At 40.6% G+C, this 17,987-nt stretch carries 20 protein-coding genes; 6 read left to right on the forward strand and 14 right to left on the reverse strand.

What is annotated here, in order from left to right:
• The first annotated feature begins 65 nt into the window (after positions 1 to 65).
• Positions 66 to 797 (forward strand): metallophosphoesterase family protein, encoded by a 732-nt coding sequence (locus tag K8O68_RS06740; protein ID WP_093047075.1) that lies wholly within the window; start codon positions 66 to 68, stop codon positions 795 to 797.
• Positions 798 to 857: 60 nt separating this feature from the next.
• Here the strand turns inward: K8O68_RS06740 and K8O68_RS06745 are convergent, their stop codons facing one another.
• The 4 genes from K8O68_RS06745 to K8O68_RS06760 form a co-directional block, all read right to left on the reverse strand.
• Positions 858 to 1,283: a TlpA disulfide reductase family protein gene (locus tag K8O68_RS06745; protein WP_230896162.1), complete on the reverse strand. Its 426-nt coding sequence runs from the start codon at positions 1,281 to 1,283 to the stop codon at positions 858 to 860.
• 23 nt (positions 1,284 to 1,306) lie between these two features.
• Complete coding sequence (locus K8O68_RS06750) at positions 1,307 to 1,618, reverse strand: thioredoxin family protein (protein WP_230896163.1); 312 nt, start codon at positions 1,616 to 1,618, stop codon at positions 1,307 to 1,309.
• Between the two features lie 125 nt (positions 1,619 to 1,743).
• Entirely contained in the window at positions 1,744 to 3,600 is a 1,857-nt protein-coding gene (locus tag K8O68_RS06755; RefSeq protein WP_230896164.1) for an SLC13 family permease, read from the reverse strand.
• A gap of 209 nt (positions 3,601 to 3,809) precedes the next feature.
• Positions 3,810 to 4,436 (reverse strand): cyclase family protein, encoded by a 627-nt coding sequence (locus K8O68_RS06760; RefSeq protein WP_230896165.1) that lies wholly within the window; start codon positions 4,434 to 4,436, stop codon positions 3,810 to 3,812.
• A 138-nt stretch (positions 4,437 to 4,574) separates the two neighbouring features.
• On the opposite strand from K8O68_RS06760, the gene K8O68_RS06765 reads away from it, so the two are divergent.
• On the forward strand, positions 4,575 to 5,816 hold the full coding sequence (locus K8O68_RS06765; RefSeq protein ID WP_230896166.1) for a YeeE/YedE family protein: 1,242 nt from the start codon (positions 4,575 to 4,577) through the stop codon (positions 5,814 to 5,816).
• Positions 5,817 to 5,897: 81 nt separating this feature from the next.
• Here K8O68_RS06765 and K8O68_RS06770 read toward each other — a convergent pair whose 3' ends face one another.
• Both K8O68_RS06770 and K8O68_RS06775 read right to left on the reverse strand, forming a co-directional pair.
• Positions 5,898 to 6,092 (reverse strand): hypothetical protein, encoded by a 195-nt coding sequence (locus tag K8O68_RS06770; RefSeq protein WP_230896167.1) that lies wholly within the window; start codon positions 6,090 to 6,092, stop codon positions 5,898 to 5,900.
• Between the two features lie 53 nt (positions 6,093 to 6,145).
• Positions 6,146 to 6,718, reverse strand: a complete 573-nt coding sequence (locus tag K8O68_RS06775) for a cysteine hydrolase family protein (protein WP_230896168.1) — start codon at positions 6,716 to 6,718, stop codon at positions 6,146 to 6,148.
• Between the two features lie 172 nt (positions 6,719 to 6,890).
• Between K8O68_RS06775 and cbpA the strand changes: the two genes are divergently transcribed.
• Positions 6,891 to 7,514, forward strand: coding sequence for a cyclic di-AMP binding protein CbpA (gene cbpA / locus K8O68_RS06780; protein WP_230896169.1), 624 nt, complete (start codon positions 6,891 to 6,893; stop codon positions 7,512 to 7,514).
• Positions 7,515 to 7,905: 391 nt separating this feature from the next.
• Here the strand turns inward: cbpA and K8O68_RS06785 are convergent, their stop codons facing one another.
• From K8O68_RS06785 to K8O68_RS06795, 3 genes are all read right to left on the reverse strand, one after another.
• Positions 7,906 to 8,367 carry a TcaA NTF2-like domain-containing protein gene (locus K8O68_RS06785; protein WP_230896170.1) on the reverse strand — a complete coding sequence of 154 codons (462 nt, stop codon included), beginning with the start codon at positions 8,365 to 8,367 and terminating at the stop codon, positions 7,906 to 7,908.
• 315 nt (positions 8,368 to 8,682) lie between these two features.
• Positions 8,683 to 9,042, reverse strand: coding sequence for a YppE family protein (locus tag K8O68_RS06790; RefSeq protein ID WP_230896171.1), 360 nt, complete (start codon positions 9,040 to 9,042; stop codon positions 8,683 to 8,685).
• A 36-nt stretch (positions 9,043 to 9,078) separates the two neighbouring features.
• Positions 9,079 to 9,594 carry a MerR family transcriptional regulator gene (locus tag K8O68_RS06795; RefSeq protein ID WP_230896172.1) on the reverse strand — a complete coding sequence of 172 codons (516 nt, stop codon included), beginning with the start codon at positions 9,592 to 9,594 and terminating at the stop codon, positions 9,079 to 9,081.
• A 166-nt stretch (positions 9,595 to 9,760) separates the two neighbouring features.
• On the opposite strand from K8O68_RS06795, the gene K8O68_RS21405 reads away from it, so the two are divergent.
• Positions 9,761 to 9,889 (forward strand): hypothetical protein, encoded by a 129-nt coding sequence (locus K8O68_RS21405; protein WP_255717048.1) that lies wholly within the window; start codon positions 9,761 to 9,763, stop codon positions 9,887 to 9,889.
• Positions 9,890 to 9,994: 105 nt separating this feature from the next.
• Here K8O68_RS21405 and K8O68_RS06800 read toward each other — a convergent pair whose 3' ends face one another.
• Complete coding sequence (locus tag K8O68_RS06800) at positions 9,995 to 10,963, reverse strand: DUF2515 family protein (protein ID WP_230896173.1); 969 nt, start codon at positions 10,961 to 10,963, stop codon at positions 9,995 to 9,997.
• Positions 10,964 to 11,132: 169 nt separating this feature from the next.
• On the opposite strand from K8O68_RS06800, the gene recU reads away from it, so the two are divergent.
• A complete protein-coding gene (gene recU, locus K8O68_RS06805; protein WP_093047087.1) occupies positions 11,133 to 11,744 on the forward strand; it encodes a Holliday junction resolvase RecU in 612 nt (203 codons plus the stop codon).
• Between the two features lie 35 nt (positions 11,745 to 11,779).
• Positions 11,780 to 14,527 (forward strand): transglycosylase domain-containing protein, encoded by a 2,748-nt coding sequence (locus K8O68_RS06810; RefSeq protein ID WP_230896174.1) that lies wholly within the window; start codon positions 11,780 to 11,782, stop codon positions 14,525 to 14,527.
• 44 nt (positions 14,528 to 14,571) lie between these two features.
• Here the strand turns inward: K8O68_RS06810 and K8O68_RS06815 are convergent, their stop codons facing one another.
• The 4 genes from K8O68_RS06815 to asnS all read right to left on the reverse strand — a co-directional run bounded on the left by K8O68_RS06815 (position 14,572) and on the right by asnS (position 17,899).
• Positions 14,572 to 15,096: a YpoC family protein gene (locus tag K8O68_RS06815; RefSeq protein WP_230896175.1), complete on the reverse strand. Its 525-nt coding sequence runs from the start codon at positions 15,094 to 15,096 to the stop codon at positions 14,572 to 14,574.
• On the reverse strand, positions 15,093 to 15,755 hold the full coding sequence (gene nth, locus K8O68_RS06820; RefSeq protein WP_230896176.1) for an endonuclease III: 663 nt from the start codon (positions 15,753 to 15,755) through the stop codon (positions 15,093 to 15,095). Before nth ends, K8O68_RS06815 begins: the two co-directional genes overlap by 4 nt.
• Positions 15,756 to 15,757: 2 nt before the next feature.
• A complete protein-coding gene (locus tag K8O68_RS06825; RefSeq protein WP_230896177.1) occupies positions 15,758 to 16,474 on the reverse strand; it encodes a DnaD domain-containing protein in 717 nt (238 codons plus the stop codon).
• Between the two features lie 135 nt (positions 16,475 to 16,609).
• Positions 16,610 to 17,899 carry an asparagine--tRNA ligase gene (gene asnS, locus K8O68_RS06830; RefSeq protein WP_230896178.1) on the reverse strand — a complete coding sequence of 430 codons (1,290 nt, stop codon included), beginning with the start codon at positions 17,897 to 17,899 and terminating at the stop codon, positions 16,610 to 16,612.
• Between the last annotated feature and the right edge of the window lie 88 nt (positions 17,900 to 17,987).

The raw sequence follows: 17,987 nt of genomic DNA on the forward strand, positions 1-17,987 counted from the left end.
TTCACTTATTTCCTACAGTTTGTTAAAGTAGAGGCAAAATTAGTTTTAATAAGGGGGCAATTATTATGAAACTTGCTCTTATTTCCGATATTCACGGAAATGAACAGGCTTTCAAAGCAGTGCTCGAAGATATATCTGCTATAGGTGCAACTCATGTGGCTGTACTTGGGGATATTTCTTTTCGAGGTCCAAAACCTAAACAGTGTCTTGATCTTGTGAGAGATCTTGATGGGAAAGTGATTAAAGGAAACGCCGATGAATGGATTGTAAGAGGAGTTAATAAAGGGGAAGTCCCTGATAAAGCGTTACAGATGATGCAGGAGGAGCAGGCATGGGCAAAAGAACAGATGACCCAGGATGATTTAACTTACTTAAACGAATTACCCGAAACAGTCGAAATTCCACTTTCAAACCAGTGCCAGTTGTTTGCCTGCCATGCTACACCCGACAGTTTATTTGATATTATTTCAAACGAAGCTGACAATAAAGAGTTTTCTATTTTTACACAAACAAACGAACGGGCTGACTATTATGCATACGGCCATATCCACCTCCCTTTTTTAAGGTCTTTTGAAAGCAAAAAAATAATAAATACAGGCAGTGTTGGTCTGCCTTTTGACGGAGATGCACGGGCGTCGTATGTCCTCTTTGACAGGAGCCTGAAAGATATACAAGTGCAGTTCAGAAGAGTTTCTTATGATGTGGAAAAAGCATGTTTTGATCTTGATGAATGCGGATATCCTGAACCTGCACGGCAACTTATAAAAAACATTTACAGGAACGCTGTAAAACCTTAATTAAACAAGCAGATGTAAAAAGCTATTCCGCCAGCCGGAATAGCTTTTTTAATACTATAATTATTCTGATAAGACCTGTCCGATCCTGGAAACCATTTGCTGAAACGAAGCTTTGTCATTGAACCTTTCAACTATTTCATGCTCTTTATTAAGCAGGAAAGTTGAAGGTACAGACATACAGCGGTACGCGTCATACGTTTCAGTACCGTTATCAAAAAGAGAAGGAAAAGAAAAGTTGTTTTCCTTATAATAAATATCTGCAGCTTCATTTTTATGCTCTCTGCCTGGAACGTTAATCATCAGTACTTCAAGGTTGTCTGTCTGCATGGCCCGGTATAATTGTTCTTTATTTGCCAGGTCTCTTTGGCAGTCAGGACACCACGATACCCAAAAAGTAAGCAGGACTGCTTTCCCTTTAAAGTCTGATAAAGATCTCGTCTTATTACTGTTAAACATATCCCTTAAAGAAAAATCAGGAGCTTTCATGTGACTCACCTTTCTGTTCTTTATTAATTCCTGTTTTTTATAAAGTCATAAACGTTGGAAACCGATTCGAACGCATACAATTTACTTTCGGGTTTTCCGTCTTCGAACCTGACCAAACAAGGGACACTTTCAATCCCCCATACTTCAGCTTCTTTCTTAAAGTAATTCAGATCAGCTTCTATCGCTACTTCCGCCTGCTCAGCTTTTTCAACGATATTTAAGAAATAGCGCGCTAATTCGCAGGTTCCGCACAGAGGGGCGTAAAAATAAACCCATACCTGTTTTTCCGACTGCAGCCGGTATTTTAACGACTTATAATCATTAACACTTTCCAATGTCAATTCCCCCTATTTCACCTTCAGCAAACAATATACCATAGAGTTTCAAAAGACAAAAGGAAACCGTATTTACCTTAAGTTTTGGCGAAATCCACTCAGTATTACCGTCTGTGAACCAAGTCTTAATAAGGGAAGAACAACGGAATGGTGAACATCATCACAATAAACAATATAATCTGGAGAGGAACACCTGCTTTTACGAAATCCATAAATGAATAACCGCCTGCTGTCATAACCAGGGCATTTGGCGGAGAAGCAACCGGAGTTGCAAAAGCCATACTGGCAGCTACTGATACTGCAATTAAAAAGGGATAGGGACTGACGCTCATTTGCAAGGCAGTCGTAATTGCTATAGGTGCAAATAAAACGGCTGTAGCCGTATTACTGATAAATTGGCTGAAAAGCATAGTGAAGAAATAAAAACCTGTCATAACAGCTAACGGACCCAGACTACCCAGCCAGTCTATCATCACATTTGATAAAAACTCTACCCCTCCTGTCTTTTCAAGGGCGGTGGCCATAGGAAGCATGCCGCCTATTAATAGAACACTCTCCCAGTTTATTCTTGAATAGGCTTCATCCATATTCCGCAAACACCCTGTTAAAACCATCGCCATGGCCGCCAGCATTACTGCAGTAACCGGGGCTGTTATTTCAAAAGTCATGAGAAGAAGCATTAAAAGCATAATTAAACCAGCTAACGGAGCCCTTCCATTTGCTTTAGCCTTGGACGCCTGTTCTCCCGGCTGCCCTACCACCACCACATCCTGATATTCTTTAGCTATAAGTTCAATTTTTTTCCATTCTCCCTGAATAAGAAGAGCATCGCCAAACTGTAGCCTTTCGTCTGCCCACTCCTGAAAAAAGTAGCGTCCTTTACGATTCATCCCGACTATATTGAGTCCATATTTCTCTCTGAATTCCAGACTGCTTACTCTCTCATTAATGAACTTTGAATGAGGTGTGAGCAGCAGCTCCGCTAAACCAATTTCTGCATTAATCAGGCTTTCATGTATGTCTTCCTCTGAATGAGAGTACAGAAGTAAGCCGTAATCTTCAGTAAAACTGTCAATCCCCTCTTTTTCGCCTTCCAGAAAAAGAGTATCTCCTCTTTTAATGACTGTATTAGCATAGGCAGGTTTTCTAATTCTTTTTGACTGAAATGTTTTTTTATCCCGCCATTTCCGTTCAATGGTTAAAATATAAATGCCGTATTTGTTAGTTAATTTTAAATCTTTTAGTTTCACCCCCGTCAGCCTGCTGTCTTCATCCGGGAGTGAAACACGGTATATTTTCTCCGTTACACCGTAAATTTTCATTAACTCGTCAGGGGCAGTTGATGAAGACTGTCCGTCTTTTAGAGCTATCCTGTCCGGAATCAGATATTTACCGAAAACCACTAGAAAAAGTATGCCTGTAATAAGTGCAACTAACCCAATAGGTGTAAAATCAAAAAAACCGAGTCTTTCATAGCCGTAATCAGCAAGGGTCTGACTGGCGATCAAATTTGGAGGTGTTCCAATAAGAGTCAGGACTCCCCCAAGGCTGCTGGCAAACGCAACAGGCATTAAAAACTTTGACGGACTTTCGTTCATTTTCAAAGCGACGCTTATAATGACAGGCATTAACACAGCCACCGTGCCAGTATTACTCATAAACGCACTTAATACAGCTACTAAAATCATAAGCATAATTAAAAGTAGAAATGGGTTTCCCCGCCCCCACTTAATTGTAAGTTTTCCAGCGGCTTCTGCCAGGCCGGTTCTGAAAATCCCTGCTCCAACGACAAAAAGGCCTGCAATCATTATGACCAGGCTATTAGAAAAGCCGCTTAGAGCTTCTTCCGTTGTGATAATGCCGAGGAGTAAAAGCGTAAGTAAAGAAAGGAGAGCTACAACATCCGACCTGAGCTTTCCCCACATAAAAAACAGAGTAGTTACAATTAAAACAGTAAACGTCAGTAATAAATCAGTGTTCATTACATAACACCTCTTCCCTGATTTAAGGAAACCACTATATGTAAAGGCTTTCACACATCTCTTTAAACAGCCGGGAGCACAAGTGCTGCTCCCGTAGAACTATTGTATACCTCAACTGATTGACAGGGCGCTTTGCTGCAAGAGTCATGAGCCTTTAATGCTATTATAACTTAATGACAGGACGCAAAAATAAAATTATCATAACAACATTATGAACGATTGATTTCTTTCAGCACCGCTCTTACGGGTGAGCCGTCTCCCCCTTTCAGCTTAAGCGGAAATGCGGTTAGTTCATAGATGCCCGGCTGTACGTGATAAAGATCAAGCCCTTCAAGAATAAAAGTACCTGCTTCTTTAAAAGCATGGTGAGCAGGCAGTGTCTCACTCTCCAGAGGATCTACCGAGGGTGCATCAATGCCTGCAAGTTCCACGCCTTTCTCACCGAGCAGACGTGCGGCTTCCTCTGTAAACACCGGGAAAGAATCATAAGAATGCCCGCCTTCACTGCTTGTTGTTTTAAATAAAACTTTCCTGATTCCTTTAAAATGTATGTTTTGAAGAAAAGATTCTTCAATAACAGGCAGGTTCACCGCTTCCACTACGATACATTCCCCGCTAACTGATTCGAGAGGAATCTCATCGACCTTCATCCCTTCTTCATCATAATGATATGGGGCATCAAGGTGTGTCCCTGTATGAGTGCTCATGACCACTCTCCCTACATTTACAGACTCTCCTTTCAGTATTGCCATCGTGCGGTCGTATTCGAATGGCTGATCTCCCGGCCAGACTGCCATACCTGATGAAAGAGACCTTGTAATATCAATATAAGACATGCAATCACTCTCCTTTTTATAACCCAGTTTAACATGGTATTTTTTTAAGCAAAATTATTTACAAAAAACACACTATCCTTTATCCTTTCATATAGATTATTAATCCCGATAAAATCTATATGTTTTGGAGTGATAGTAATGAATAATCTCGCTTATAAATCCGGCAGAGAAACGTCAGCACCCCCTCTGCCACCGATGCAAACATCTTTTTTTGCAGCAGGTACCGTTCTTTTTATTGTATTGGCCGTTATCAGCTATATAATTGCAGGAGCACCGATGGCCGTACTGACTGTATTTGGCCTTGTACTTGGGTTTACTTTATTTCATGCCCGCTTCGGCTTCACTTCCGCTTTCAGGAGATTTGTTGCTGTAGGCAATGGTGAAGCATTACGGGCGCATATGGTTATGCTTGCTGTAGCAATTACCCTTTTTGCCCCTATTCTGTATTTTGGTGTTGGACTATTCGGGGCCGAACCATCAGGGTATGTCTCCCCGGTCGGTACAAGTGTAATAGTCGGGTCTTTTCTGTTTGGTATCGGTATGCAGCTTGGCAACGGCTGCGCTTCCGGCACTCTCTATTCTATCGGCGGCGGACGTTCCTCAATGATACTCGTTTTAATCAGCTTTATTGCAGGATCAGTTATTGGCGCATGGCATTTTGAATTCTGGACAGAAACGATGCCAAATTTCGAGGGGATTTCCCTGGCAACTGATACAGGACTTGGCTTTTTCGGTGCCTGGGTGTTGCAAATGGCTATTTTTGGCGGAGTCATCTTACTTACTTTTTATGTTGCTAAAAAAAGAAAATCCCCAGTGATGAGTACTCTTCCAACTTCAACAGGCCTTAAAAGAATTGTGCGAGGGTCTTGGCCCCTTCTTGCTGCAGCTGTTATTTTAGCCGTATTTAATGCTTTAACACTAATGGTGCGCGGAGAGCCTTGGGGGATAACTGGCGCTTTCGCCTTATGGGGGTCCAAGATCGCCCAATTTATCGGTATTGATGTCCTTTCTTGGGGATACTGGTCGGGCGGCCGTGAAGTCCAGCTTGAACAGTCTGTCTTCCAGGACACAACGAGCGTAATGAACTTTGCAGTTATGATAGGAGCCTTTATGGCAGCGACAGCCGGAGGGGTATTCAGCTTTAAAAAGAAAATCCCGTTTAAAATTGCTCTGGCGTCTATTATTGGAGGACTTTTGATGGGTTACGGAGCCCGGCTTGCTTTCGGGTGCAATATTGGAGCTTATTTCGGAGGTATCGCTTCTTTCAGTGTACACGGCTGGCTATGGATGGTCTTCGGCATGCTTGGCACATTTGCGGCATTATTTATCAGGCCGTTCTTCGGACTCCAAAATCCTAAAAAAGACGATAAGTTCTGTTAAATCTAAAGAAAGGGAGCCGTCCTCAAAAGCATACTTTTGCGGCAGCTCCCTTTTCTCTTTTCATAAAGCTGAATAGCTCTACTACTCGTTTTTATTAAGCTGAGTCTGGGACCATTCATACATATGTCTTGCAAACTCATCAACATCCACATCCAGAGGATACCCGTCTTTGAACTCATTTTTTTCATTCTCATCTAAGCGCATATATGAATTCTTTAATTCCTGGCTCAGGTGCGCCACTTCTTCAAGCTTTCTTCTAATCATTTGTAATTGCATTATACATCCCTCCTATACTAACAGATACCCAGTATAAAAAGGTTCCACACGGGTTATTTTACTTCCACTCCTTTTTCCACGACTTTAGCACCTAAAGTTTTGGAAAAATGATCCAGAGCCCAATCATGTCCTACCGGATTAAAACTTTCTACAGCATCCTTATGGACAACAATTTTAAAGCCTTTATTATAAGCGTCGACAGCAGTGTGAAGAATACATATATCTGTGCAAACACCCGTCAAATGAACTTCACTGATTCCCCGCTCCCGAAGCTTTAACTCCAGCTCTGTGCCTGCAAAAGCACTGTACCTGGTTTTATCCATCCATAAATAATAGTCTTTTTCATGAGAGGGGAGTTCTTCGATAAAATGTCCGAGTTGGCCGTATAATTTCCTTCCTTTTGTCCCTTTAATATTATGGAGTGGAAAAAGGTCAGCTTCAGGATGGTAAGGATCTTCTTCTTCATGTGCATCGACCGCGAAAACAATATAATCTTCTGTATTCATAAACAATTTAGTTAAGTCGGTGATTCTTTTCTCTATTGATTGTCCTCTTGCGCCACATGTGAGCTTACCGTCATCTGCCACAAAATCGTTTGTGTAATCAATTACAATGAGCGCTTTCATTTCATTCCTCCTCAGGATGCGTAGTCAGGAAACTTAATTCTTATTGTACCATGTTCAAGGAAAGTGATTTTATAATCACTTTTAAAATTAAGAGCATTTTCCAAAAAATATTTAACTAATATTAATCCGGACTGCTATAATTAAATTAGACTGCAACAGAAAGGGGAGCTATATGAAGATTAAATATAATATTATTCCTAAAGAAAAAGTTGTTTTCTGCAAGGCTTCTTATACAATTAGAGAGGCAGTGGAAGAACTTGAGCAGAGTGGGTACCGGTGTATTCCTGTTTTGGATGGAAGTTCCTTTAAAGGAAATATTTACGTTCAGGATATATACCGGGCAATCGTAAAAGAAGCTGTCTCCTGGGATGATTCTGTCATGACCCTTATTGATGATCAGGAAGTTTACATACAAGAACAGGCATCTTTCTTCAGAATATTTTCCAGCATTAAAATGTACCCGTATTTAGCTGTGTTAAATGAAAGCCATCATTTTACAGGTATACTTACTCATGCGAACGTTATGGAGATTCTGGAAGATTCCTGGGGTATTAAAACCGGAAGTTACACTTTAACCATTTCCACTCACGAATATCAGGGTGCCTTAAGCACTATTGTTTCGAGCCTTAAGAAATATACAAATATACAGAGTTTGATGTCCCTTGATAATGAGAGTACTTTCTTCCGGCGGGTGATCGTTACCCTTCCAAAGGAAACAGATGAAACCACTCTAAAGGAAATGATCAGTCATTTGGAAGCTGAAGGTTTCAGAGTTTTTGATGTAGAAAAAATATAAAATGTACGTAAGCGGGGAAAAAGAATGAGGCTGGGACAAAACTAAAGACAAGTTTATAAAGGACGAACAATAATTTTTATTAGACATCTTATGAGGTGGCCCACTTTTAGTTTTACCAATTATTAAATAGCCTTAGTTTTTTTGATTAAAGGACAGAAGGCGGCGACGCCACAGGGGTTAAGCGCAGTCTGAAGATCCAATTTAACGAAGCTCGAGGCTGAGTTGAATTTAGCTGAAGACAAGCCCCTGGGCAAGCGTCCGCCTGGCGGACTAAAATCACTCCTTTTCTCAAAAGAACAGCCGAACAAAATTCGAAAATTTTGTTCGGCTTTCTTTATGATTACTATTCTTTTGTCCCAGCTCCATCGAATTACCCAGGATCTGCCCCTTGTTATTCTTCTTCCTCTGCGCGTTCAATAGCTGTAATACGGTAACCGTCTCTGCCCTCAGCAATATAGTACGTCCTCGTTCTTTTTTCAGTTACTGTTATACCCACCTGGTCTACTTCCACCTCTTCGTTCCATGTAAACCGGTACTCATCATATTCATTCGCTTCAATAAGAAGATCAGAAACATTTAATAATGTCTCCTTTTTCCTTTCTCCGGTCAGCTGCTGATGATGTCTTCTTTCCATGTGATAAACATGGCTGTTACCAATAAAAAAAGGTTCCACAACAGAATAGGACTGCTGTTCCAGACTCTCTTCCCATGCTTCTTTATAATCGTCCATAAATTGAACGAGTTCTGAGGCTGTGCTCTCATTCTCCAGCTCTTCCCAATTTTCGGGTTCATCACACCCGGTAACGAAAAGCAGTATAACTATTCCCCAAAAAAACATAACTTTCCTTAACACTTTTTTCCACACCCTCTATTTTTTATCACCAATAGAGTATAACATAAAGATTCTTATAAAGTCTGTTGCTGAAGCCAAGAATAAAGAAACTCCTTCTGAACTGATAGAGACTTAAAATCGCTGATAGAACTCCTCTTTTCGCTGATTGAATGCCAATCCAGCTGAATAAATGCTGTTTCGTCTAAACTAATTTAAGGGATTCCCTGTAATTTCCCTACAAAGGTAAAGAGCCCAAACAAAAAAAGCAGAATCTGTTTAAAACCGCTTGTTATTGTGCGGGCTTTTCAAATCCTGCTTATTAAGCTGCCAGTATGTCTACGGCTGCAAAATGAGCGAGAGGGTGTATTCAATCGATTTGTATCGTTCAGTCAGTTTTTTTCTTTTCGTATCTTTTTGGAAACAAGTAACTGAAAGTATTTCAAAATTTTCCTCCAGCTGCTCAATTTGTTCAGGATGAAGATAAGGCGGCTTTTTCCATTTAATCCACTCTAAAGCGAGTGGCTTCCATCTATTCAGCTCTTCTTTTACCTGATCAGCAAAAGGTTTTACTGTCTCGATGAAATCAGCTGCTTTATCTCCTTCTGAATAGAGCTTGAAATAGCCGTACGCATCGTTGTTTAACTCCTTCAGTTTATTCGTTTGTAAATGTAATTTCTTTTGTTGGTCTTCTGTCATTAAACGTCACCTCAAGGAGATTGTAGCAAAAATAGCTTAAAAACTAAATATACCTGCCAGACGGCGTTTTTTCTGGGGCCCATTTTGTGCCGTGAGATCCGCATTTTCTTTTTGCTGCAAACTCTCTTCCAGAGTTTTTAATCGGGAAGATAAATGACTGATTAATTCATTCAGCTCATTAATTTCTTTGCGTTGATTGAGAACCTGATATTCCACTACTTCGTCAGCTTTATTGTTAAGCTGCCTGTCCAGGTGTTCAACCTGCCGAATTAACATGTCTATTTTTTCATCCATAGCACTTGCCGGTACCATCTTGCCGCGTCCAGTCTCCCTGTCTCCTTCCATCACTATTTCCTTCAGCTTTTTCCCCTGCTTTGTTTCAGAATGAATAAACTTTATTTTATCGTAAGTATCGTCTGTCATCTCAAAATGTCCTTTAGCATTAACTTTCGTAGTCAGGTGAAAGTATTTAATCCAGCGTTGAACTGTTGACGGGTTTACATTAATAGCCTTTGCAACTTCTCTCGTTTTCCACATTTTTTCAGGCATCATAATCTCCCCTTTTCATTATTTACTCTGATTTTCTCCAAATCTCCGTCAAACCCTTCATGCCTGACAAAACTAGTTTATATTCGGCAAAGAAAGAAAAAAAACCAATAAAACAGCCATGAATCTTTTTATAGCATGAGAGCAGAATAATTATAAGGGAGGTGAAAGCATGAAAAAGCAACGAAATGAAAGTAAGGAGCAGCTTAGGAAAGATTACCGCACGGATAGTAAATTTCCAAAAGACGCACAGGGCCATATAGATAAAAAGAACGTAGGTCCAGATCGTCCTTCCACTTAATTGAGCCTGTTAATAAACGAATTAAAACGGTAACGGGGCTTTTCCTGCATTACCGTTTTTTTACTTTGCTGTAAAAGCAGAAGCTGAACAAGCTACTAATACATTTTACCCCTCTTCTTTCAAATCACTAATTAAAAATGCAGCTTTTCCCGCAATTTCAAGTTGTGATTGTTTAGTTAAATACCATTTTGTCAGGCAGTATGAGCGGGGAGGCTTTACTCGTTTAATTAATTGCCTGTCTGGATTATACCTGGGGTCATTTGACCAGTCAGATCTATGTTCGTCATTATGGTGAATTTCCGGAAATTTGAACCTGAGTGGGAGGTGCCCGGCATTTTTATGGATATGGGGAATATCAATTGCCCGGTTGCCGAAGTAAGGATAATTAATAAAGTAGGAATAGATGCTGTGTTTCTCTGGTGACTTTAACAGGATCCACGCAAGTTCTTTCCCTAACTTAATTCTTTTTCTTACCTCCGGGAAGTGTGTGACCGATGCCCCGTAAAGGTTACCAGTGTTGGAAGGAAACAAAACGGTGTTGAAGTGGAGTCGCTCCTGCCACTTAAAAACAGCTTTTTTAAATAGAGTTTTTTTAAAAAATGGCGCATTTATTACTGGTATATCAATGACGTGCTGTTCATTTACAATTAAAGCTTCCACCAGCCTCTGAGTGTTTTGACTGCTCCAGAAATACTCCCATTCCTTAATCATCCATCCTGCGACTTTAAATTCTGCCAGTTTTTTGAACAAAGGCCTGCCAGTTTTTTTTGAGAACTCATAAATTAGTAATTGAGGATAGGCATCAGAAAATATCATCCAGTTAGCCCTTTCAAAAGTTATAAAAAACCTTCTTCTCCATTCTTTGGATAACAGCCGGCTCATCGGCTCTCCGGTTAAATCACTCATTGACCACCCCGCATTCCTCGAAACCATACTTGCTAAATAAGCCCACTTTATTTCAGGATTGCGGAGGAAATACTCTTTATATGCCTCTGTTCGTGAAATATTATCTTTATTTAAACGCTCAGTCTGCAGCTTTATCCAGCTAATTGCAGTTTCAGCCGGTTCCTTCATACAACCACCCTTTTCCTCTATATTATTACTTCCTTATTCTCTCTCGCCTTCTCGCTTCTTACTCACCTGAAAATAGCCTTAAAGTCTATTCTCTTAATAGTTAAATATGGTAAGATATAGTGATGATTTCTTTTCCTTTGAAAAATGATGTTAGAAAAGGAAGTTGATGATGACTATTCGATACCCGAACGGAAAAAAATTTGAAAATAAGCGAATCCTTTCAAGGAAAAAAAACGTCTATAAAAAAGATGAACGTTACAGTAATCGGGGCATGACCCTGGAGGAGGATATTAACGAATCTAACCAATATTACCGGTCGCATAAACGGGCCGTCATTCATAAGAAACCTACCCCCCTGCAAATTGTAAAAGTAAATTACCCGAAGCGGAGTGCAGCTGTAGTGACTGAAGCTTACTTTAAGAAACCTTCTACAACTGATTACAACGGGGTTTACAGAGGTTACTATATAGATTTCGAAGCTAAAGAAACAAAAAATAAACAAAGTTTCCCATTAAAAAATTTCCATTCCCATCAGATACAGCATATGAAGGAAGTGCTGAATCATGGAGGTTTAACGTTTGCCCTACTAAGGTTTTCCTTATATGAAGAAGTTTACTTACTGGAAGCTGAGGAACTCATTCGTTTTTATGAAGAACAGGACACAAAACGGAAATCTATTTCGAAAAAAGATATAGAAAAATACGGTTATCATATTCCTTTAGGGTTTCACCCAAGGATAGATTACTTAAAAACTATTGATAAAATACTGGAAAACAGGTAAAGCAGTTATCTGTACAGTTTGAAAGGAAGATGAACATGTCTGAAAACAATCTTTCCAGACAAGAGAGAAAACAAAACAATAAAAAGCGGAAAAAACCGTCAGGCGGGAAGACTTCAAACCGGAGCGGCAAGTTCAAAAAAATTATGACTGCTCTGGCTGTCATTCTTCTTGCCATGATGATCGCCGGAGGTATTTCAGTTGTTGCTATTATAAGCGGTGCACCAGATCTCGATCAGGATAAACTTATTCTTGCTTTAAACCCTGAAATTATGGATAAAGATGATGAATTAATTACAACACTCCATGCGGCAGAAAATCGCCGGATGGCTAATATTAATGATGTACCCGATGTGTTGAAGGATGCCGTGCTTTCGGTTGAAGATGCGCGTTTTTATGATCATTTTGGTATAGATATGCGCCGAATCGGCGGAGCCATCCGGGCAAATATTACCGGAGGTTTCGGAAGCGAAGGTGCCAGTACAATAACCCAGCAGGTCGTTAAAAACCTCTTTTTTGAATTTGATAAAACCATAACAAGAAAACTGCAGGAACAGTATTTAGCTGTGCGCCTTGAGCAGCAGTTTACGAAAGATCAAATTCTTGAAATGTATCTGAATGCTATTTATTTCTCAGATTCACGCTATGGGGTAGTTGAAGCTGCAAACTATTATTTCAGTAAAGACCTTGATGAGCTTACGATAGAAGATGCTGCATTACTGGCAGGTATTCCGCAGCGGCCCAATGCCCACAATCCCTTTAATAATCCTGAAGGGGCTGAAAACAGGCGTAATACAGTTATTAACCGTATGTTGAATAACGACAAAATTACGGCAGAACAAGCAGAAGAAGCTATGAGTATTCCGGTGGAAGACCAGCTTCAGCGAAGCGAACGGGAAAACCATCAATATCAGGCTTATATCGATCAGGTATTAGACGAAGTTGAAAGTATTGACGGTGTGGAAGCAAGCGATATATATACCGGAGGATTAAAAATTTACACCAACCTGGATCAGGACCTCCAGTCCCATGTCGAGCACGTCATGCAGTCAGGGGATGTTATTAATTATCCTGATGACCTGTTCCAGGCAGGCATCACCTTAATGGAAACAAAAACAGGCCAAGTAAGGGCTATTGGAGGCATGCGTGAGCCTGCACAAGGTGTGAGGCAGTGGAACTGGGCAACTAACCCGAGAAGGCAAGCCGGATCTTCGATTAAACCTATTCTTGATTACGGACCGGCTATCGATGAACTTAAATGGTCGACTTACCATCAAATTGTAGATGAGGAATATACGTATTCCAATGGAACTCCTGTCAGAAACTTTACCCGATCCTTTGAAGGTTCTGTTTCTATGCGGGAAGCACTGAAAAAATCCTTGAACGTCCCTGCGGTTAAAGCCCTTCACGAGGTTGGTTTAGATAAAGCGCAGGCGTTTGGACAAAGTCTCGGCATACCGTTGGATGAGATGCATGAAGCCTATGCTTTAGGAGCTAACGGTGTGTCTTCCTATCAAATGACGGGGGCTTATGGGGCTTTCGGAAACGGCGGAGAATATAACCGCCCGCACACTGTCAGAAAAGTCGAGTTCCCTGACGGAACAGTCATTGACTTGTCTCCTGAACCGGAGCAAGCAATGAATGACTACACAGCATTTATGATTTCAGACATGCTGAAAGACGCCGTACAATCCGGAACAGGAACAGAGGCCCAAATTCCAGGGCTTCCGGTAGCAGGTAAAACGGGGTCAAGTAACTTTACACCTGAGGACAGAGAAAAATATAATATACCGGATAGAGCGATCAGAGACTCTTGGTTTGCCGGCTATACCACTGAATTGACTGCTGCTGTTTGGACAGGGTATCCAAATGCGGAAGACGGGCAAATTCTTATGAATAACAACGAACATCAAATTTCCCGGCATATTTTCAAGGCAGTCATGAGTTATGCCCATGAAAACCGTGAAACTTCCGACTTTTCACAGCCTGATTCGGTTGTAAGAGTAGCAATTGAGAAATCAACCGGCAAGCTGCCGAGTGATTATACGCCGGAAAGCGAGATTATTCAAGAATATTTTGTAAAGGGAACCGAACCTTCGACCGTGTCTGAAGAGTTTGAAGAAGCGGAATCTATCCGCGGTTTAAAAGCTTCTTACGACGAAGAGCAGCATGCCATCTCAATTGAATGGGATTATCCCGGCAATTTAAGAGATGAATTCAGTTTCAGGCTGGAGATTAAAGACAGCCAGAGCTCAGATTATACTTTGGTAGATATAACTAAAGACATGCAATATATATTAGAGAACCCTGAATACGGGGAAACTTATTCAATTCGTGTCACCGCTCTCTCTGACGAGGATGAGAATTTAACAAGCGATCCTTCAACCGTTGAAGTAAGAATTCCGGAAGAAGGTGACGGTGAGGACGACGAATTAAATGAAGAAAACGAAATGAACGAAGAGAATGAACAGAATGAGGAAAATGAAGAAAACGAGGAAAATGAACTAAATGAGGAAAATGAGCAAAACGAGAATAATGAGCCTGAAAATAACAATGATATAAATGACGATAACAGCAATACTGGAAATAACGCTCCAGGTGATAATGACACAAATGCAAGCAATAATGAAAACAACACTGAAACTAACAATGAAGAACCGAACCAGAATGAACCTGAAGAAGAACCGGAAAACGCACCTGACAATACCGATAATAACGAAGAACCACAGATCGAAGTAAGCGAGGAACCATCAAATAATGAAGATAATAACAGCAACAACAGTTAATTAACCATAAAAGGGTATCATCCAATGTACAGGATGATACCCTTTTATAATAAGTACAACGCCCACTTTTTAGCTGATTCTGTATAAAGCTGATCAAGTGCTGTAAACGCATGGTGGTGGCCAGAGCACTCTAAAATAAAGTTTAAACGGTCTTCCAGGTTGACTGGCGAATATGGCATGCGGTTAATAGATGAAGCAATACGATGCAAGTCTTCTACCGGCTTTCCGTCCACCCAGTGATTACATTGGATGTAAAGCGCCGCATATTGAATCATTAATGATTTAGCATTAAACCTGTCCCGGTTTTTCAGAAAGGCCTTTATTAAAGGCTTTCCATTATCCTTCCACCTTGTTTGAGCCAAAGCCAAAGAGTTGGATGGCTCTTCCCATGGACTGTTAATCAGCTCTTCCTTATCTTTCTTAATAAAACGCGTGATGTCATCGTAAAATAATAACTCCGGTTTGTAATCTCCTGAAAGAAATCCTCTGTCCCCGTCTATTTCTATAAACGACGTGAGGTCATAAAATGGCCTGATACAGAATGGTTTTGGAACGGCAACTGAGCTCATTTTACTTCGATCCCTTTTTTCTTTAAACGTTTTTTACCTTCGCGACACATATGAAGCAGAGGACATTCCATACATTGGGGTGATTGTGACTTACAATGGTACCGGCCGAAAAAAATGAGTCTGTGATGCGTGTCGGACCATAACTCTTCAGGGATTTTCCGCATTAACGTTTTTTCCACTTCAAGCACTGAATCTTTCCACCTGCAAATACCGAGCCGTTTACTTACTCTTTCTACATGTGTATCTACAGCAATAGCCGGTTCATCAAAAGCAACAGATGCAACGACATTCGCGGTTTTCCTTCCTACTCCCGCTAAAGTCACCAGCTCATCTCTTTCACTTGGTACTTTCCCATCATACTTTTCTATAAGAGAATAAGAAAGCTTCTTAATATTTTTAGCTTTACTTCGAAATAAACCTATAGACCTTATATCCTGTTCCAACTCTTCCAATGGCACTTCCATAAAGTCTTCCGGAGACTTATATTTTTTGAATAACCCCGGTGTGACTTTATTTACAAGCGCGTCTGTGGCCTGAGCGGAAAGAACGACGGCTACCAGCAATTCAAAAGGATTCGAATGGGTTAATTCACACTCAGCTTCGGGAAACATCTCCCCTATCGTATCAAGGACGTAGTCAATTTGTTTTTTAGTAAGCATGTTTACTCTCCATCTCCTTCCAGCCAATTATAGCCCGGATGTCTTTTCTTCGGTTTTTCTTCAGTCTGCTTTGAATAATTTCTTGAAGAATGATGACTCCGCACCTTTTCCCCATGGGCTTTCGCCTGTTCAACTGTTTTAACTCCGTTCTTCTTCCAATCAAACAGGATCCTGTCAATGTATCGAAAGTTTAATCGGGAAGAAACAACTGATTCCCTTAATGCCGCTTCAATCATATACGGCTGGTGCCTGTCTTCGTCAAGCCACATAGAGACCATTTCCATCTCCATTGGCGATAAAGGCCTGGCAAATTCCTGCTCAAATCTTTGAAACAGACGCCCTTCTTCAGCTTTCTTCTCTTCGTCCTGCCCTTTCAATTCTTCTTCATTTAAAAGAAGGTGAAGTTTTTCAAATAAAGGATCGATTGAAATAGACTCAGAAATTTTTTCTTCCCTGTTTTTAACTTCTTCGATTTCAATAAAACGATTTGTTAAAAGCTGTTTTAACTGCCGGGTGCACTCCTGTTCATCGATTGTCATCCGGTTCACCAAGTCTTGAGGAGTGGGAAAATCATTACCTTCCTGGTGAAACTGGCGTATGTGTATAAGTAATAAAAATTGCAAATCCGATAATCCAAGAGCCTTATAATGTCTAAAAAGAAGTCCAGGCAAAGTAAACGGCTTTTCCAGGAGGAGCTGTAAACTTAAATCTTTTTCCAAGTTGGTTCACCTCTTTTCCTTAAATTTCTTCAAAAAGAAGATGGTGCTCCAAAAGGCCGGTTAAGCTCTTTTTGAAACACCATTCCCGCTTCTGTACACTACTATTGGTTTTTAGTAAATATGGCTGGTTCTCCTTTATGGGTAAAGGCGGTTTAACAAGCGTGGAAATGGAATGGTTTCACGTACATGTTCTGTCCCGCTTATCCATCCGACTGTACGCTCTAGCCCTAAGCCAAATCCTGAATGAGGGACAGACCCGTATTTTCTTAAGTCTAAGTACCATTGATAAGCTTCCTGTGACAGATTGTGCTCGTCATAACGCTGTTTAAGCAATTCTTCATCATCAATTCTCTGACTGCCGCCGATAATCTCCCCATAGCCTTCCGGTGCAATCAGGTCAGCACATAAAACGACATCGTCCCGGTCAGGGTGCGGTTTCATATAAAAAGCTTTAATGTCTTTCGGATAATTAGTAATAAATACCGGCTTATCATATTTTTCAGCTATAGCCGTTTCATGTGGAGCGCCAAAGTCTTCTCCCCATTCTATTTCATAACCTTCTTCTTTTAAGAATTCAATTGCTTCATCATACGAAATTCTCGGGAAAGGAGCTTTGACATTCTCCAGTTTAGAAGTATCCCTTTCCAGTGCATTTAACTCCAGCGGGCATTTTTCAAGTACTGACTGGACTATAAAGCTTACGTAAGCTTCCTGTAATTGCAGACTTTCCTCATGATCCATGAAAGCCATCTCAGGTTCTATCATCCAGAATTCAATAAGATGCCGTCTTGTTTTTGACTTTTCAGCACGGAATGTCGGTCCGAATGAGAAAACTTTCCCTAATGCCATGGCTGCTGCTTCCATGTATAACTGTCCGCTCTGGGAGAGAAACGCATCCTCATCAAAATATTTCGTATGAAATAAGTTAGTGGTTCCTTCTGCAGAGCTTCCTGTAAGAATAGGAGGATCTACTTTAACAAATCCGTTATCATTAAAAAATTCATAAGTTGCTCTAATAATTTCGTTACGGATTTTCATAATTGCGTGCTGCCGTTTTGACCGGAGCCACAAATGACGGTGATCCATTAAGAATTCCGTCCCGTGTTCTTTTGGTGTAATCGGGTAATCATTCGCTTCGTGAATGACCTCAAATCCCTGCACGGTCAGCTCATAACCGGATGGGGCTCGGTCATCTTCTCTTACGACGCCTGTTATGTACAACGAACTTTCCTGAGTTAATTCTTTAGCTTTTTGGAAGGTTTCTTCTCCGGCTTCAGCTTTAACTAATACACCTTGAATAAAACCTGTCCCATCTCTCAATTGTAAAAAAGCGATCTTACCGCTTGAACGTTTGTTAGCCAGCCAGGCACCAATTGTTACTGTTTCTCCAACATGTTTCCCAACTTCCGAAATAGTCGTTTTCACATTATTCCCTCCAGCAATTTGCATGTTATCTTTTAATAGTGACATATCGTTTTTTATTATACCTTTCGTGTAAAAAAGAAGTCAATCA

Origin of the sequence: Salipaludibacillus sp. CUR1, assembly GCF_021028955.1 — a bacterium.
Classification (GTDB): domain Bacteria; phylum Bacillota; class Bacilli; order Bacillales; family Salisediminibacteriaceae; genus Salipaludibacillus.

Bases quoted from the DNA above. Each gene is read 5' to 3' on its own strand.
- K8O68_RS06740 (WP_093047075.1), top strand. From the start codon at position 66: ATGAAACTTGCTCTTATTTCCGATATTCACGGAAATGAACAGGCTTTC.
- K8O68_RS06745 (WP_230896162.1), bottom strand. From the start codon at position 1,283: ATGAAAGCTCCTGATTTTTCTTTAAGGGATATGTTTAACAGTAATAAG.
- K8O68_RS06755 (WP_230896164.1), bottom strand. From the start codon at position 3,600: ATGAACACTGATTTATTACTGACGTTTACTGTTTTAATTGTAACTACT.
- K8O68_RS06760 (WP_230896165.1), bottom strand. From the start codon at position 4,436: ATGTCTTATATTGATATTACAAGGTCTCTTTCATCAGGTATGGCAGTC.
- K8O68_RS06765 (WP_230896166.1), top strand. From the start codon at position 4,575: ATGAATAATCTCGCTTATAAATCCGGCAGAGAAACGTCAGCACCCCCT.
- K8O68_RS06770 (WP_230896167.1), bottom strand. From the start codon at position 6,092: ATGCAATTACAAATGATTAGAAGAAAGCTTGAAGAAGTGGCGCACCTG.
- K8O68_RS06775 (WP_230896168.1), bottom strand. From the start codon at position 6,718: ATGAAAGCGCTCATTGTAATTGATTACACAAACGATTTTGTGGCAGAT.
- cbpA (WP_230896169.1), top strand. From the start codon at position 6,891: ATGAAGATTAAATATAATATTATTCCTAAAGAAAAAGTTGTTTTCTGC.
- K8O68_RS06790 (WP_230896171.1), bottom strand. From the start codon at position 9,042: ATGACAGAAGACCAACAAAAGAAATTACATTTACAAACGAATAAACTG.
- K8O68_RS06795 (WP_230896172.1), bottom strand. From the start codon at position 9,594: ATGATGCCTGAAAAAATGTGGAAAACGAGAGAAGTTGCAAAGGCTATT.
- K8O68_RS21405 (WP_255717048.1), top strand. From the start codon at position 9,761: ATGAAAAAGCAACGAAATGAAAGTAAGGAGCAGCTTAGGAAAGATTAC.
- K8O68_RS06800 (WP_230896173.1), bottom strand. From the start codon at position 10,963: ATGAAGGAACCGGCTGAAACTGCAATTAGCTGGATAAAGCTGCAGACT.
- recU (WP_093047087.1), top strand. From the start codon at position 11,133: ATGACTATTCGATACCCGAACGGAAAAAAATTTGAAAATAAGCGAATC.
- K8O68_RS06810 (WP_230896174.1), top strand. From the start codon at position 11,780: ATGTCTGAAAACAATCTTTCCAGACAAGAGAGAAAACAAAACAATAAA.
- K8O68_RS06815 (WP_230896175.1), bottom strand. From the start codon at position 15,096: ATGAGCTCAGTTGCCGTTCCAAAACCATTCTGTATCAGGCCATTTTAT.
- nth (WP_230896176.1), bottom strand. From the start codon at position 15,755: ATGCTTACTAAAAAACAAATTGACTACGTCCTTGATACGATAGGGGAG.